Source organism: Persicobacter psychrovividus (assembly GCF_036492425.1).
Lineage (GTDB): Bacteria > Bacteroidota > Bacteroidia > Cytophagales > Cyclobacteriaceae > Persicobacter > Persicobacter psychrovividus.
On sequence record NZ_AP025292.1, the window covers coordinates 2,527,716 to 2,543,642 of the forward strand.

Annotated in this window: 12 protein-coding genes; 6 read left to right on the plus strand and 6 right to left on the minus strand. The window is 45.9% G+C overall.

All coding sequences use genetic code 11. The features are described from left to right. Nucleotides 1–17 precede the first annotated feature (17 nt). From AABK40_RS10750 to AABK40_RS10770, 5 genes are all read left to right on the plus strand, one after another. A complete protein-coding gene (locus AABK40_RS10750; RefSeq protein WP_338397041.1) occupies nucleotides 18–1,898 on the plus strand; it encodes a hypothetical protein in 1,881 nt (626 codons plus the stop codon). Between the two features lie 85 nt (nucleotides 1,899–1,983). After that, on the plus strand, nucleotides 1,984–3,987 hold the full coding sequence (locus AABK40_RS10755; protein WP_338397042.1) for a BatA domain-containing protein: 2,004 nt from the start codon (nucleotides 1,984–1,986) through the stop codon (nucleotides 3,985–3,987). A gap of 104 nt (nucleotides 3,988–4,091) precedes the next feature. Next, the gene (locus AABK40_RS10760) at nucleotides 4,092–5,354 is read left to right on the plus strand and encodes a dihydroorotase (RefSeq protein WP_338397043.1); all 1,263 of its coding nucleotides are present in this window, start codon (nucleotides 4,092–4,094) and stop codon (nucleotides 5,352–5,354) included. A 75-nt stretch (nucleotides 5,355–5,429) separates the two neighbouring features. After that, nucleotides 5,430–5,960 carry a DUF4199 domain-containing protein gene (locus tag AABK40_RS10765; RefSeq protein ID WP_332920000.1) on the plus strand — a complete coding sequence of 177 codons (531 nt, stop codon included), beginning with the start codon at nucleotides 5,430–5,432 and terminating at the stop codon, nucleotides 5,958–5,960. 12 nt (nucleotides 5,961–5,972) lie between these two features. Next, nucleotides 5,973–6,518 carry a DUF4199 domain-containing protein gene (locus AABK40_RS10770; protein WP_338397044.1) on the plus strand — a complete coding sequence of 182 codons (546 nt, stop codon included), beginning with the start codon at nucleotides 5,973–5,975 and terminating at the stop codon, nucleotides 6,516–6,518. A 164-nt stretch (nucleotides 6,519–6,682) separates the two neighbouring features. Here AABK40_RS10770 and AABK40_RS10775 read toward each other — a convergent pair whose 3' ends face one another. From AABK40_RS10775 to hisG, 5 genes are all read right to left on the minus strand, one after another. Next, nucleotides 6,683–9,442 carry a family 14 glycosylhydrolase gene (locus tag AABK40_RS10775; protein ID WP_338397045.1) on the minus strand — a complete coding sequence of 920 codons (2,760 nt, stop codon included), beginning with the start codon at nucleotides 9,440–9,442 and terminating at the stop codon, nucleotides 6,683–6,685. 309 nt (nucleotides 9,443–9,751) lie between these two features. Then, nucleotides 9,752–10,858, minus strand: coding sequence for a bifunctional histidinol-phosphatase/imidazoleglycerol-phosphate dehydratase HisB (hisB, locus tag AABK40_RS10780; RefSeq protein WP_332920003.1), 1,107 nt, complete (start codon nucleotides 10,856–10,858; stop codon nucleotides 9,752–9,754). Nucleotides 10,859–10,860: 2 nt separating this feature from the next. After that, nucleotides 10,861–11,922, minus strand: a complete 1,062-nt coding sequence (hisC, locus tag AABK40_RS10785; RefSeq protein ID WP_332920004.1) for a histidinol-phosphate transaminase — start codon at nucleotides 11,920–11,922, stop codon at nucleotides 10,861–10,863. Between the two features lie 11 nt (nucleotides 11,923–11,933). Then, complete coding sequence (gene hisD / locus AABK40_RS10790; RefSeq protein ID WP_338397046.1) at nucleotides 11,934–13,226, minus strand: histidinol dehydrogenase; 1,293 nt, start codon at nucleotides 13,224–13,226, stop codon at nucleotides 11,934–11,936. Between the two features lie 6 nt (nucleotides 13,227–13,232). Continuing rightward, entirely contained in the window at nucleotides 13,233–14,093 is an 861-nt protein-coding gene (gene hisG, locus AABK40_RS10795; RefSeq protein ID WP_338397047.1) for an ATP phosphoribosyltransferase, read from the minus strand. 651 nt (nucleotides 14,094–14,744) lie between these two features. Between hisG and AABK40_RS10800 the strand changes: the two genes are divergently transcribed. After that, entirely contained in the window at nucleotides 14,745–15,272 is a 528-nt protein-coding gene (locus AABK40_RS10800; RefSeq protein ID WP_338397048.1) for a hypothetical protein, read from the plus strand. Nucleotides 15,273–15,413: 141 nt separating this feature from the next. On the opposite strand, the gene AABK40_RS10805 is transcribed toward AABK40_RS10800, so the two are convergent. Beyond that, nucleotides 15,414–15,923 carry a hypothetical protein gene (locus tag AABK40_RS10805; protein WP_338397049.1) on the minus strand — a complete coding sequence of 170 codons (510 nt, stop codon included), beginning with the start codon at nucleotides 15,921–15,923 and terminating at the stop codon, nucleotides 15,414–15,416. Nucleotides 15,924–15,927 lie beyond the last annotated feature (4 nt).

Genomic DNA, 15,927 nt, shown 5'->3' on the forward strand with positions numbered 1-15,927 from the left:
ATATTGACCGACTCCATATGCGCCATAACATCACCCATTCTTTCACCTTTCAGTTGCTGAAACTTTCCCTTCGCAACCACCCCCTGCTGCTCGCCTTCTGGATCCCTGTTTTATACCTCATTTTTCAGCCTGCCACCAGCAACATCTCCTTTGTGCTTGAGCCTGAATTTATGGGAAAAGTGGATTTCATCAGTTTCCTGCTGACAGGCCTCACTTTGGGCATTTTTACTTTTGCCTACCACCTGAGCCTGTTCATTTTCTCCAGCCCCCGCCTGCCTCAGCTGTATCATCAAAAAAGCCCCCTGCGCCTGTTTATCCTGAACAACAGCCTGCTTCCGGTGCTTTGCCTGCTGCTGTATACTTTCCTGAGCGCCCTTCATTTGTGGCGGGTCAGTCATGCTGTGGCCGTGGTTTTTGGGCTGCCCGTGGGCTTCCTGCTGAGTCAGTGGCTGTGGTTGTCCCTGATCGAGAGCATCACCATCAACCCCCTGCATCAACTGATCCGCAAGCTCAACCACCATATGCAACATTTTGCTCCCTGGCGAAAAAAACTCCTCAAATTCAGGCAGCAACAGCGGCACCCCCTCAGGGTCGAGCGCATGATCGGTTCATCGGTAAAAAACAGCTTCAAAAGTCGCCCCAAGCTGTCGGCAAACTGGCTCATGCTATTCAATCAGTACCACCTGAACCTGCTCATGATCGCCATCACCTTGTTAGCCGCCGTTCAGATTTTCGCGCACTACCCTTCCGACAGTGCCCTTCACCTGCCTGCCATGGCAACGCTCTTCATTATTCTGGCCATGCTGCTGTTACTCATGACTGCCCTCAGCTACTGGCTCCGCCGTGCATCATGGGTCGTCTTGCTTGGCCTGGTGATCATCAGTGGTTTCAACCGTGAGGAAAACATAAAATCCGTTCCCGCACTTCCGCTGAAAACCATCAGCAGACAAACCAACCTTCAGGAAAACAGCCTGCCGCTATTTCTGAAGAACTGGCGCGCACGCTATACCGACAATCCTCACCTGATCCTGATTTACGCCGAAGGGCACGGACAGCGGGCAGCTCTGTGGAGTTTTGAAGTTATGCGACAACTTGAGCAAGCAATGCCGAGACACTTTCGGGAAAGTAGCCCGATTTATTTCGGGCAGGGCAGCAGCCTTGTCGGCCTGACCTACTTTCGGGAGCTGAGCCTCCGCAAGGCCAAAGGTTACCCAATAGACCTGACAAGCGAAGCATATCGACAGGACTTAAGCAGGGAAATCTTCAATTCCACCTTCCTGAATCTTTTTTCCTTTCAGGCATTCAGCGCCTTCATAAAATCCAATGAACAATATTTCAGTACCGTTTACGAAACCAAACTTGATGAATACACACGAGGCCTATTGCGGAGAAAAGTACAATCAGAGCCACTGAATCCCATGTTTCAGTCGGCTCCCCTGCTTTGGATCAACGGACAGCAAACCTTTCTTTCCGCAGAAAAACAGCCTAACCATCATTCGCTGATTCACCTGCTGAGCCAACAGATCAACAAAACTCCTGAAAGGAACAGTTTAGCCCTGTTTCTTTCGACCCACCAGCAGTGGCTCAGCAAAAATACCATGGGCATCACCATTGTTCATCTTGCTGAACAGCCCCAGAAAATAAAGCTGCCAGCCTTTCACGATCAGCTTTCTGCGGAAGAAATTTGCTTCAGCAGAACCGATCAACAGCCTGACCATCAAGCCCCATCATTGCTGAGCTGGTCATTATCGATAGATCAGAAAAACACAATTTTACACAATATGCGCAAGGAGCGTAACCAAAGGGGCTTGCAAATAGTGAAAGATAAGACAGCGTACAATAACAGGCTGCTAAAACTCACGCAAATAATTCCTCAAAATGAGCTTATCAATCCTTAATAATTACTATTTTGAGGATTCCGAACCAGCCCATGGGCATTCGGGAATTTTGCTGTGAACATCATCTCACCATCAACCCATGATTATGCTTTTTCCATCCATGCTTTTCGGATTAGGGCTACTGCTGATCCCCATTCTCATTCACCTGTTTCATTTCCGCAAAGCGAAAAAAGTTTACTTCACCAATACGCGGTTTCTCTCCCAGGCCAAAAAGGTTACCCAGTCGCAAAACCGGCTGAAACACCTGCTGATCATGGCCTCGAGGATGCTTGCCCTTGCGGCGCTGGTGATGGCTTTTACGCAACCGATGTTACCTGCCAAAGAGGAGACACTCGACAGTAAAATGGTTTATATTTACCTCGACAACTCCATGAGCATGACCAACAAGGTGCAGGAAAACAGCAGCGCCCTCGATATGGCTGTGGCTTATGTCGATCGAATATTGGATATGTATCCGCAAGGCACCAAGTTTCAGCTGCTCACCAATGAATTTGATGCAGAAGCAAGGGTCAACAGGTCTGCGACTCAGCTTTCCGAAAAACTCACTGAAGTCGAGTATAGCCCCGTGGAGCGCTCATTAAAGGATATTTTTCAGCGTCAGCGGACAGAGTGGACAGACAATAATGCCCCTTCAGACTTCTATTGGATCAGTGACTTTCAGGCCTCCACTGCCGGAATGCTGGACGAAATTGCCGTGGACAGCCTGATCAGCCTCAAGCTGGTTCCGGTGGCCATCCCGAATGTAGAAAATATTTATATTGACTCCGTTTACCTCAACACGCCCTATTATCTGCCAGAGCAAAAAAATCAGCTGTCGATCAATTTGCGACATGCTGGGCAAAAAGACTACAATGACCTGTCGGTAAAAATGCTCATCAATAATACGCAGATCGCCGCTACTGTCGTTGATTTGCAGGCAGGAGAGCAGCAGACCGTTACTTTTGATGTTCCTGCTCAGCATGCTGCCAGCAAGGTAAAAGTACAAATTGAGGAATTCCCCGTGACTTTCGATAACGAACGCTATTTGGTGTTGCAGCCTTCCCCTCCTGTAGAAACGGTTTCTATTTACGAGGAGCAGCAAAATTTAGCCATCACCCGCGTTTTCGGCAATGAGGATCTGTTCCATTTTTCCGCCATGAAAACCACCCAGCTTGACTTCGCCATTTTGGAGAAAGCCAACTTTATTTTCCTCGATGAAGTCGCCAACCTGAGTCCTTCACTGAATGACTTTCTACAGCAATGGGTTGCTGATGGTGGCCACCTCGTACTGATCCCATCTCCAAAGGCACGTCCGGATGCCTACGTACAATTGATGCCATTTGTAAAGGTAAATAAATTAGACAATATCAAGAAAAGGCCACTACAACCATTAGACCTGAAAAATCCATTTTTCGCCAATGTTTTTGAGAAACAACAGAAGAATTTTCAGATGTTTTCAGCCCAGGCAATTGTGCAAAAAATGAATGCCCCTGAAGTTCCTCTGAGGTTCGCTACTGGCGAGCCCTTCCTCGCTTCCAAGATTTATGACAACGGAAAACTCACCGCTTTTGCAAGCCCCTTTAATGCGAAATATTCCGACTTCCACCTGCAAGCGCTCTTTGTGCCTGTGATGTATAAACTCGCCAATGAAAGCCGTCGGGGAAGCACAAACCTTTACCACTCCTTGCGCGCCTCAAGCATGGAATTACGAGGCCTGGAGCAATACAATCAAACCTTGCTGAAATTACGACAAGGTCAGGAGGAAGTCATCCCTGCACAACAGTGGTTTGGCAATAAACTCGTTTTGGAGTTGCCTCGCTTTGCCCTGAAAACGGGCTTTTATGATTTGATCAATGATCAGAAAAAACGCATCAGCACCCTTGCGTTCAACTTCCCCGCCGAGGAATCAAAACTCGCCACAATCGCTCCTGAGGAGCTCAACTCATGGGCACAGGGGCAGGGCGCGGAGATCATTTCTGTAGAAAATGAGCAACAACTCGAAGCGCGCCTGGACGAAAATTATCGAGGAAAAGCGCTTTGGATGTATTTCATTGCGTTGGCTTTATTATTTTTGTTTTTTGAAAGTCTATTGATCCGTTTCTGGAAATAGTATTTTTTGGGAATCACCACTTCGGAAAGCTCAAAAAATACTATATTGATGGGATTAATTGACGATCAGAAAAGTTTTTCGTAAAAAGTAAACCACAGATTCCGATGAGTATCCTCATTCAAAATGCCCAAATTATCGATGCGAGTTCCTCGTTTCATGGTCAAAAGGTCAATATTTTGATAGATGATCAGGGAAAAATTGCCAAAATATCGGCGGAGGCAATAACAGGTGCCGACCAAACCATCGATGCTGAGGGCATGCTCCTGAGTCAAGGCTGGCTCGACATGCAAGCCAACTATTGTGATCCTGGCCTGGAGCACAAAGAAGACCTGACCTCTGGGCGGGCGGTCGCTCAAGCGTCAGGGTTTACTCAAGTGGCTGTTGTTCCAACAACAGAGCCCACGATTCAAACAAAAAATGACGTCCGCTATATTGCCTCAGAAAACAGGGCATCGCTGGTACAGCTGCGTGCTATTGGTGCAGTAACCAAGCAACTCAAAGGGGAAGACTTCACGGAAATTATCGACTTGCACCAAGCGGGTGCGGTGGCATTTTCGCAAGGAGGAAAACCACTTTACAACAGCGACATCCTACTAAAGACCTTGCAGTACCTTCAGAAGTTCAACGGCCTGTTGATCAACCGTCCTGAAGACCGGTGGTTGTCGATGTTTGGCCTGATGCACGAAGGGATTGAAAGCACTATTCTTGGCATGAAGGGGATTCCTTCAATGGCGGAAGAGTTGATGGTGATCCGTGATCTTAAACTGCTTGAATACGGAGGAGGTAGATTGCACTTTAGCAATATATCCACTAAAGAAGCTGTTGCACTTATCCGCCAGGCAAAAAGTGAAGGTTACGAGGTGAGCTGTGATATTGCGGCCCATCAGCTTGCTTTCACAGATCAAGATCTTCATACTTTTGATACCAATCTGAAAGTCAGCCCACCGTTCAGAAGCCAGGCCGATCGCCAGGCACTCATCGAAGGCTTGCAAGACGGAACGATTGATGTCATCGTTTCGGCGCATGAACCGCAGGATCAGGAATCGAAGAAGCTGGAATTTGACCTTGCTGATGCCGGAATTATCGGTCAGCAAACTTTACTTCCTGTGTTATTACAGGCGGAATTACCTGCCGAAGAATGGATTCATACGGTTACTACCCGACCTGCTCAAATTTTGGGATTATCCCTTGAGCCGATCGAAGAAGGCGCCATCGCCAACCTGACCTTGTTTGATCCAGAAGCCAAATGGACCCTTGACCACCGCAGCAGCCAATCCTTATCTGAGAATAATCCTTTCTGGGGACAGGAATTGCAGGGACGTGTGAAAGCGGTTTTCAATAACGGACAACACGCGCTTAACTATTAATTCGAATAACCCATTTACAATATGCCAGAACCACCCATGGGTTCTGGCAATTTTTTTTACAATCAATTGACCATCATGAATCAACCCTTAATTAAAACAGGCTTACGCTACGGCATTATCGGCACACTGGTATTCATTGCCGCTTATACCTCTTTGGCGTTTATTTTCAAAAACCCACCCTTTTCCCTCCCTGTTCCATTGCATGCCCTTGCGCTGTTTCTGTTCATCTTTGGCGCCGCTTACGAGCTTCGCACGCAACAGCAATCGCTTCACTTTTGGCAAGGCGGAGCCATTGGCGTTATTGTTTACCTCTGTATTGCCATCGGCAGTGTATTTTGCATCCATAGCCTGTTTGCCTACGGCGACCAAGTAATTGAGTGGGAGCGCACTGCACGCTTGCATTACGCCAGCATCAATCAGGCACAAATGGAAAATTACGTGGGTGTTGAGGGCGTCGTAGAACAAAAAATACAGGAAATCAGAACTTTTGGCGCTTGGCGTTTAGCAATTAACAATTACCTTTGGATCAATTTAATCATCGGCCTGTTTTTATCTATTTTTGTAGCCTTCCTACTACGCAAAAAGAAGGTTGACACACCTACTTAATGAAAGACAATTATGCAAAAAGAATCAAGTGCTGAACAGAAAAAGCTCATGTACGACCTGGGTATACAAGGCGGTTTACTCCTTGCTATTATTTCGATATTAAGCACGGTCGCGAGTAATCAACTGAGCAACATGACCTTTAAAGTTGTTGCTGGGCTTACGGCTCTTGTGGCTGCCATCGTTATTTATATTGTATTCAATAAAAAGTTCAAGGCTCAGAACCAAGGTTATATGAGCTTTAAACAAGGGATGACCATCGGTACCATTATTACAGCCATCAGCACCTTTATCAGTGGGATATTTTCCTATATCTATCCGCTATACCTTGACAAGGGCATGTGGGACCGCCAAATTCACTCCACCATTCAAACGCTTCAGGGCTATGGTTTATCGGAGGATCAGGTAGATCAGGCCGTTCAGCAAATTAAAAATATGAAAGACCCTGCTTTTTATGCCACGAGTGTATTGCAGGGTATGCTATGGTCTTTTATTTTCTTTATTGCCATCCTTGCGATAGTTTGTGCGATTCAGAAGAAGCAAAAAACTTTATTGGATTAAAGCTGATTAAAGCCTGACGGCCCTACTGCAAAGTGCAGGTTTCACAGGGAGCCCATCAGCATAAACAATGCGCTTTCAGCAGCCTGCTGTGATGGGCTGAAGGCATAAAAAAAATCCCCAGGTGAATAAACGCCTGGGGATTTTTTTGTACTTTATTTTTGGGCTTAGCCCAGTTTCTTGATCAGCTCTTTAAACCTGCTGAAGCCATACTCTGTATCGAGCAAGTTTTTGATCCGCAGAATCGTAAGGCCGCTGTACCCATTGGTTCGGGTGAGTGCCCGTTCCATCTGCGACCAACCTTCGCCAGTCGATAGCTCGTAAGTTGTTGCGTTCTCTCCTGCAACATTGATTTTCAACTCTGCCGCCGCATCAGCAACCCACCGTACCAAATCTTCCGCTCTCGAAAAACCTTCATGGTCTTTGTTGAATTTCTCCAGACAGGTAAAGTGCACCACCAGGCGCTCACGGTCTTCCTTATCAATAAGAATATTGAGCATCTCCAGGTACTCCCGCTGATCGGTGCCATTCAAATGCGGATGCGCATTCAGCAAACCTGCCGTAATTTCGGATACCCGTGGCATATTCGGATTGCTGATATTCCAGTGCACTCCAGCAATTTTAAAGCCCAGGGGCGTACGGTCAAAATGCTCCCCGGAAAAGACTTCCAGTGCCACTTTCAATACCCTGCGGCCATGCATCAGCAAAGAGTTATGATACCAGCTGATCAGGTCGCGGCCCATCACGGTTTTGTAATACGTCTGCGCCCCGAAAAAATCGTCTGGCGCTTTGGGCATCATCACTTCTGAGAAATCGAGATAAGCCGTTTCCCAATGGATGTTCATCTCCTTAATGTTGGTGTACTGACGCTGAAGGTACTCCCTGAAATCTTCCACAGCCAGTTTACTGTAACACTGTAGCGTTCCACGGTTGGGGTAATCCCCCCAGTCATGGGCGTTATAGGAAGGGTATCGTAATTCCCCTGCAGGCCCAAGGCTGATGTTGATTTCTGCGGTCATGTCCTCATAAGGTGCAAATCGACGCTTGAAAGCCTCCATAAACCTGCGGTAGTAAGGCAATACATATTCATCAGCCCAAAGCGACACATACTCTACTGAAGCCGCCCCAGATTCACTGACATACTGAAAATCAGAGAGGGTAAGGTCGGTGTGCCCTTGCATCAATTCCCCCCACAGCCAAACGGGAGTCCATTGGGTAAAGTCATCATTCACATTGCCTCCCGCCTGATGGAAAGACAAAATAGGCACCCAGTTCAGTCCGTTCAGTCGAATAAGCTGAACAATGCGGTCATAATAATTCCAGTCGAAATGGGTAGGTCCCTGCTGCTGCACCAACCCCCACCAAACATCGACAGAAATCGCCTCCACGCCAGCCTCTTTCATCAGGCGTAATTGTCGGTCAAACTCCTGCCAATCATCACGGCTGATCATGCGGCGGTCACTTGCCGCAGAGAGGTGCAAAGGCCCCATCACGCGGAACGACTTCCGATGCACAGGAACAAAGGTGTTTTCACTTCCCGCCTGCTCAATCATGCGCTTAAGGCGGTTTTTCGCCAATTCATGATCGAACAAAATGCGCAGAGAAATGACATTCAGCCCGTGGAATCCCGCAACATCAAACAGTGCCCGATCCAGCTGATTCCAGCCAACATTATCAAGCAAGCCGCCTTTGGTGCCATTTTCTGCCACCACGCGCACGCCGATTCTGCGGCAGGCTTCCGCCACCCAAAGGGCCAAATCTTCCGCCCTGGAAAAACCTTTATAATCCTTATTTTCCTTCTCTACACACGAAAGGTGTACCACCGTCATCTCACGGAATTTCTCGGGAATAAGGGTGTTGAGTGTTTTATAATATTCCCGCTGATCATTGATGTCCAGATCGGGATGTGCCGCAATAATTCCTGCGGTAATTTCTGCCGCCCGCGGCATATGCATATCACTTATTTTCCAGTGAACAGCTGGCAGGCGGAAACCGATTTTACATTTGTTGAAAGGCTCATCACGGAAAACATCGAAGGCCATTTCAAGCATTCTTCTTCCATGCCGAACCAGCTCGCCACTGTACCAGCTCGAAAAATCCTGCCCATACTGCGTGGCCAAATATCTTTTTTCATCGAATATATCATGGCTCTCATCGGGCAACTGAACGGCTGCCCAGTTTTCCCAGTCCGAGCCATAAACCTGATTCACTGCCTCCAAAGAGCCGTAGTTATTCAGCAACCACGATTGCCAACTGCGGAAAGCGGGCTTGGAATAGCATTGCAGTGTTCCGCGGTTAGGGTAACCTCCCCAATCGTGATTATTGAATGAAGGGTAACGCAACTCCCCGTTAGGGCCCATACCGATCATGATTTTCGGAATCTGGCTGCCCATACTTCGGAAATTTTCACGGAAGGATTTCAGTACGTTTCTATAAAGCGGAATGGCGTAATCGTCCACCCACAACGACAACACCTCAGAGCAGGCATCGCCCGTTTCCGACACATACTTAAGGTCACTCAACCGCTTGAGCCCTGGCTCTTGCATCATCAGGTAACCCCACACCCATTCTGGAATAGGCTGCATGTATTTAAAGTTTTCAGACTCCGAAGTGGCAGACTGAAAATGGAAACAGAATTCAGGCACAAAACCGATGCGGTTATCGCGAAGGATTTCTGCTATTTTTTTGTAATAAGACCAGTTAAAGGTGATTTCTGCATTGGGGTCCTTGAGGTCCACTTTGGCTTCAGGCTCCACCGATGCCCAGGAGATCGGTACAATAACGGCATCTACGCCCATTTCTGCGAGTGAACGGGTCCACTGTTCAAAAAGGCGCCAATCGTCGAGGTTCAAAACTGAACTCTCGTTATATAGTCTAACGCTTAGAGGCGCAGTAACTTCAAATGTTTTTCTTTTGAGGGGTGACATGATCGTAAGATTAATTCCCTAAAATATTTGCCAGTAAGGGGTTTACTGACACTTCATTTTTAAATCCATAAAAACGTTTATCCAATAACAAAGTTATTTCATTACCTATCAACTTATAGGACAACTATTATTTTTTATTTCATTGGTAACGAATGCATATATATTTTGGGGGCCATGGTTGCTATTTACTGCTATCATTGGCCTGCTCGGTCGGTTGAGTGGTTTTCGGAACTGAAAACCGATTCATCGTTTATCGCCATAAAGCAAGAAAAGCTACCGATCTCAGTAGCTTTCCATTTCTTTAAATATTTATAACGCCCCTTTGGTGGAGGGCAGCTGATCGAGCCGCTGTACATCGCGAGCGACCGCCATTTTTATGGCCTTGGCAAAGCCTTTAAAAATGGCCTCAATTTTATGGTGCTCATTATCTCCTTCGGCCTTGATGTTCAGGTTGGTGAGCGAAGTATCGGAAAAGGACTTGAAGAAATGATGGAACATTTCCGTCGGCATATCCCCGATTTTCTCCCGTTTGAAGGTCGCCTCCCAGATCATCCATGGGCGGCCACCGAAATCAATCGCCACCTGCGCCAGGCAATCATCCATAGGCAACAGGAAACCATATCTGTAAATCCCCATTTTATCTCCCAGCGCCTGTCGGAAAGCCTCTCCCAAAGCCAGGCCAGTATCTTCGATGGTGTGGTGTTCATCAATATGCAAATCGCCCTTCACCTCTACGGTCAAATCGCAGCTGCCGTGTCGTTTTACCTGATCGAGCATATGGTCGAAGAAAGGCAAACCAGTATTGATCGTTCCTTGCCCTGTCCCATCGAGGTTCAGGTCGATAAAAATGGTGGTTTCTGAGGTTTCCCTGCGGACGGTCGATTTTCGGGCAGGCAACAACAAAAACTCATAAATCTTGTCCCAGTCGGTGGTGGTCAGTACGGCACGGTCGTCCAGGGGCTCTTCATGAATCAGGATCCCTTTGGCACCCAAATTTTCTGCGAGCTGGATATCCGTTGCACGGTCGCCGAGCACAAAACTGTTTTCCAGGTCGTATTCTTCGGAAAAGTAATCCGTCAGCAAACCCGTATTTGGCTTTCTCGTCGGGGCATTATCAGCCTCAAAAGTGCGGTCGATATGTACGGCCGAAAAGTGGATCTGCTCCGCTTCAAGCATCTGCATCATTTTGTTATGAGCAGGCCAGAAGGTCTCTTCAGGGAAACTATCAGTCCCCAAACCATCCTGATTGGTGACCATCACCAGTTCATAATCGAGCTGTTCGCTGATCTTCCTGAGGTTGGAAAGTGCCTTGGGAAGAAAGCCCAGCTTTTCCAGTGAATCTACCTGATAATCAATCGGCGGTTCCACAATAATGGTCCCGTCACGGTCTATAAATAATACTTTTTTCTTTTTCATAATTAGGGTTGAGTGATGGTTTCGTAGGAGCCGATCGCCTCCACAACAGCTTTATTTTCTTCAGGCGTACCGACCGTAATTCTCAGGCAGCTTTCACACAACCGAACTTTGGAGCGGTCGCGCACTACCATGCCTTTGCCCAACAGGTATTCATAGACCTGGCGGGCATCAGCCATCCGCACCAAAAGGAAGTTGGCGTCGGAAGTATTGATGCTTTCCACCATTGGCAGCTGCAACAGTGAGGCACGCAATTTTTCGCGCTGTAGAATTGATTCCTTCACCCAGTCATTTTTCTGGCTGTATTGCTTCAGTGCTTTCAGGGCCTCCTGCTGAGTGGGTTCAGCAATATTGTATGGCGGCTTGATCATGTTCAGAATATTGATAATATCCTCGCTGGCGTATCCCACACCCAGGCGGATGCCCGCCAAACCATAAGCTTTGCTGAAGGTCTGCAAAATCACAAGATTCGGAAATTCCTTGATCAGCGGCAGCACACTTTGCTCTGGCGCATAATCAATATAAGCCTCATCTACCACTACCAAACCATTGAAGTTCTCCAACAGGTTCAAAATCACTTCGCGCTGTAACAGGTTACCCGTCGGGTTATTTGGCGAACAGATGAACACCATTTTGGTACGCTCATCAATCTGTTCATAAACTTCGGGCAGATCAATGTAAAAATCCCGTGTTAGTGGCGCTCGGCGTGCTGTAATATTATTGATGTCGGCACATACCTTATACATACCGTAGGTTGGTGGCATGATCACCACATTGTCTTCGGCAGGTACACAAAAAGCCCTGAATAATAAATCGATGACTTCATCACTACCATTTCCCAGTAAAATCTGACTGGCTTCGACCTCCTTAATCTGGCTTAAACGCTGCTTCACTTTCGACTGAAGCGGATCTGGGTAGCGGTTGTATTTCCCCCCACCCACAGAGCCGTAAGGGTTTTCATTGGCATCCAAAAATATTTTTGCGTGTCCACTGAACTCATCCCTTGCTGAGGAATAAGGCTTCATATATTTTAAATGGGGGCGAATCAGTTTCGATAAATCAAACATAAAATATAGGGCTATTTGGAATTTAAATAATTCAGACGCAAGGTGACTGCCTGCTTGTGTGCTTGAAGTTCCTCACTGGCGGCCATTTTTTCAATAGCTGGGCCGATATTTTTCAGACCTTCTTCGGTTATTTCCTGAAAAGTAATCTGTTTTAAATAACTATCTAAAGAAACGCCAGAATGATTGCGGGCATAACCGTTCGTTGGCAGCGTGTGGTTGGTTCCTGAGGCATAATCCCCTGCGGATTCTGGCGTGTATGCACCAATAAATACAGAACCTGCATTGATGATCCTTTCGGCAATTTTGTACTGGCTTTCCGACTGTAGAATCAGGTGCTCTGGCCCGTAAACATTGATCAGTCGGATCGCCTGCTCCAAATCCTTCAGCACAATGGCCATACTGTTGCCCAAAGCTTTTTCGGCAATTTCTGCCCGTGGCAAGGTGGCCAACTGACGATCCAAAGCTTCCTGCACCTCCTTCACTACGGCCTCTTCATTGGTTACCAAAACCACCTGACTATCCACGCCGTGCTCAGCCTGCGACAATAAATCCGAAGCGATAAAATCCGCATTGGCCGTAGCATCGGCATAAACCAACACTTCCGAAGGGCCTGCGGGCATATCAATTGCGACACCTGCCGACTGACTCACCAACTGCTTGGCAGCGGTAACATACTGGTTGCCTGGCCCGAAAATTTTATATACCGCAGGAACACTCTCGGTACCATAAGCCAAAGCGCCAATGGCCTGCGCCCCTCCAGCCTTCACGATTTTATCTATGCCGAGCAATTTGGCGGTGAACAAAATCGCAGGGTGAATTTCTCCTTCCTTATTCGGAGGCGTTGCCAGAACGATCTCAGCACAACCCGCCAATTTTGCAGGAATGCCAAGCATCAGCACTGTGGAAAATAATGGCGCTGTTCCGCCAGGAATATATAGGCCTACTTTCTCAATCGCCACGCCTTTTCGCCAGCATCTCACCCCTTCCATCGGACTAACCTCCAAGGTTGGGCGTGCCTGTGCAGCATGAAAACGCTCAATGTTTTTTGCAGCCAAACGGATCGCATCCTTCAGCCCTTCATCCACTTTAGATTGCGCCGCTTCCATTTCCTGCGCACTCACCCAAAGCGTTTCAAGCTTTACACCATCGAAGCGTTCAGCATACGTTTTCAAGGCGGCATCTCCTTCTTGCTTAACCGTTTCAAGAATTGGGTTCACCTGATCATAAATAACAGACAAATCCATGGTTGGGCGCTGGAGTATTTGCGCCCAATCTGCAGATTTCGGTTCAATATATGTTTTCATCTGTTGCTATTTGATCATTTTATCAATCGGCAAACTGATGATGTCTTCACCACCCGCATTCTTTATCTCCTCAATCATATCCCAGAAATCGTCGTCAGCAATAACCGCCTGAAGCGATACCCAGCCTTCGGTAGACAATGGCGTTACCGTTGGGCTTTTCACGCCAGGAAGAATTTGCTCAATTTTCGGAAGTGCCGATACTGGCGCATTAAGCATGATATAGCGGAATTTTTTTGCTTGCTGCACTGCTTCAATCCTGAATAGGAGCTTGTCTAAAATTGCCTGCTTTTCTGCCGAAAGGCCCTGGTTGGCAATCAGTACGGCTTCAGAGTAAAATACTTTCTCTACTTCTTTAAGGCCATTACTGATCAGGGTAGAACCTGAAGAAACAATATCGAAAATCGCATCTGCAAGACCAATGCCTGGAGCAATTTCCACAGAACCGCTAATGGTGTGGATTTCAGTATTGATGTTGTTCTCATCAAAAAATTTCTGAAGAATCACTGGGTAGGAAGTCGCTACTTTTTTATTCTGAAAGAAAGACAACCCCTCGTACTCAATCTCTTTAGGAATTGCCAAAGAAATACGGCATTTCGAGAAGCCTAATCCTTTAACTCTTTTTACTTCCTTGTTCTTTTCAGACACCTCATTCTCTCCCACAATACCAATATCGGCAACACCGCTCGCCACATAATCAGGGATATCATCATCGCGAAGGAATAAAAACTCTACTGGAAAATTAGATGAAACCGCTTTCAATTTTCTGTCATTATTAGAAAATTTCAATCCGCATTCTTTCAATAAACTTAAAGATGACTCCGATAAACGGCCTTTTTTCTGTACGGCCAAACGCAAAATATTACTCATGATAACTGTTGATCTTAGAATTGTTCATGATACCCCACTGAAGGATCTTTTTCTTCAAACAGGCGCAATCAGAACAGAAATTATGTATTTTATATAGAAAATCCGAACCACAGCAGACATATCATAGGATAAAATGTAAATAAAACATTTTATGTTCTTATGTGATCGAATTATAAATGGGGAGAGCTGAGGCAGACGTCCTGGACGATCAAGATCCTCAATAAATTAACATTCCACAACAGTGGAATGATGCATAGCTGCATGATGATGACGATGGAAAGTGTGGGCATGACGAACAGCAACGATGTCAAATCGTTGTGCGATACGCGGCGTTATGTTCGTCTGTGGTGTCATCATTATTTGATGATCCTAAGGTATATGACCGATTTATAAAATACAACCTTTGACATTGATTTTATTTAAAGTCTAATTGTTTTCCAACAGGCTTTATGGTTTCGTGGCAGTTTTATAACAGCTCCCCTTCGTCCAAGCATCCCACTTGAACGAGGGAGAGTTGTCTTTAATCCAAGCGAGACGCTTGAATCAAAAAAAAGAAAATGCTTGAGCGAGGAAGCATGAAACTTGATTTTTTTTTAGATAACTCATTAACTTATAGCATTAATAATCAGATCATTTAACCAACACCCACCTATGAAACTCTTATTTTTCACATCCTTTATCTGCATACTGACCATCAGCTGTACCCAACAACAAGAACCCGAACCTCCTATTTTTGGAATGGCTATCGGTTCCGACATCGATTTATCCATCCAAAACCCTCAAGGGGTAGATTTGATCAGCCCTGCGACTGAGGAATATTTTCCAGTTGAAGATATGCAGTTATATTATTTAGTTGATGGGAAGAAGGTCAAAGTACAAGATTTTGCCCCACAAATAGGTGGACATAATGGTTTGAAGCTACTCAATGGGATTTCAACGCATAAGCTAAGGTGTTTTTTGTACAACTATAATGAGAAAGAAGAGGAAATTGGAGAAGATGGTGTAAAGAAGGGAACAAGTATGTACTACCTTCAACTGAATCAAACCATAACGGATACGATCAAAACCGAGTGGGAAGCACTTGATGGCCGATACTATGCTATTCGAAAGGTGTGGTATAATGGGAATCTGTTTGAGGAGGAGCCTTTTGATTTGACGATTGTTAAAGGGCAAGAATAAATTGTAGGTTGTTAGTTGGGGCAAAAAATCATTACCCCGTACTGGTTGTAGCGTCCCCGCCACGACCAGCCAACCATTGGGTGAGACGTAATGAATTACGCCTTTACAGCATTGGGTTAGATACCAAATTTGATAATCATTCTATGCCAATTTCTGTTTCTTATCTCCATTCAACCACTTCGCAACCCACTCATAGTTTGTTACCAAAAGAAGGCCTACAAATATTTGAACAAAAGTTAAGGCCATTTGGGTCTTATCTATTGGGGAATCAAAAGGATTATTGTCCTGCTTTAAAGCGATATAAATATAATTCAATAGTTTGGGGAAATTATTCACCACCATTACCCCTCCTAAAATAAAAGAGCTAATCCTCACTACATCTTTAGGTTTGAAATCGCCTAACTTAATATATGACTCCTCAAACCCACTGTCGAGGCGAAGCAAATCCACGACTTTACTTGCATAAAAAATTAGGGCGTAAGTTATTCCGATAGAAAAAATAACAGAAGCTACAATTATTAGCACACCTGTTGAATCTGCACCTATCATAATAAAAGGTATGCTTTGTGGCAGGATAGTAAAAAGGTTAAGAACCAAAAAGTATAACCCAAAAACTTTAATCAGTAATACAAAAAAATCTTTCTTAGTCATATTT

Coding starts and splice junctions, on each gene's coding strand:
- hisC (WP_332920004.1), bottom strand. CDS start 11,922: ATGTTTGATTTATCGAAACTGATTCGCCCCCATTTAAAATATATGAAG.
- AABK40_RS10765 (WP_332920000.1), top strand. CDS start 5,430: ATGAATCAACCCTTAATTAAAACAGGCTTACGCTACGGCATTATCGGC.
- AABK40_RS10805 (WP_338397049.1), bottom strand. CDS start 15,923: ATGACTAAGAAAGATTTTTTTGTATTACTGATTAAAGTTTTTGGGTTA.
- AABK40_RS10755 (WP_338397042.1), top strand. CDS start 1,984: ATGCTTTTTCCATCCATGCTTTTCGGATTAGGGCTACTGCTGATCCCC.
- AABK40_RS10800 (WP_338397048.1), top strand. CDS start 14,745: ATGAAACTCTTATTTTTCACATCCTTTATCTGCATACTGACCATCAGC.
- hisD (WP_338397046.1), bottom strand. CDS start 13,226: ATGAAAACATATATTGAACCGAAATCTGCAGATTGGGCGCAAATACTC.
- AABK40_RS10750 (WP_338397041.1), top strand. CDS start 18: ATGCGCCATAACATCACCCATTCTTTCACCTTTCAGTTGCTGAAACTT.
- AABK40_RS10760 (WP_338397043.1), top strand. CDS start 4,092: ATGAGTATCCTCATTCAAAATGCCCAAATTATCGATGCGAGTTCCTCG.
- AABK40_RS10770 (WP_338397044.1), top strand. CDS start 5,973: ATGCAAAAAGAATCAAGTGCTGAACAGAAAAAGCTCATGTACGACCTG.
- hisG (WP_338397047.1), bottom strand. CDS start 14,093: ATGAGTAATATTTTGCGTTTGGCCGTACAGAAAAAAGGCCGTTTATCG.
- AABK40_RS10775 (WP_338397045.1), bottom strand. CDS start 9,442: ATGTCACCCCTCAAAAGAAAAACATTTGAAGTTACTGCGCCTCTAAGC.
- hisB (WP_332920003.1), bottom strand. CDS start 10,858: ATGAAAAAGAAAAAAGTATTATTTATAGACCGTGACGGGACCATTATT.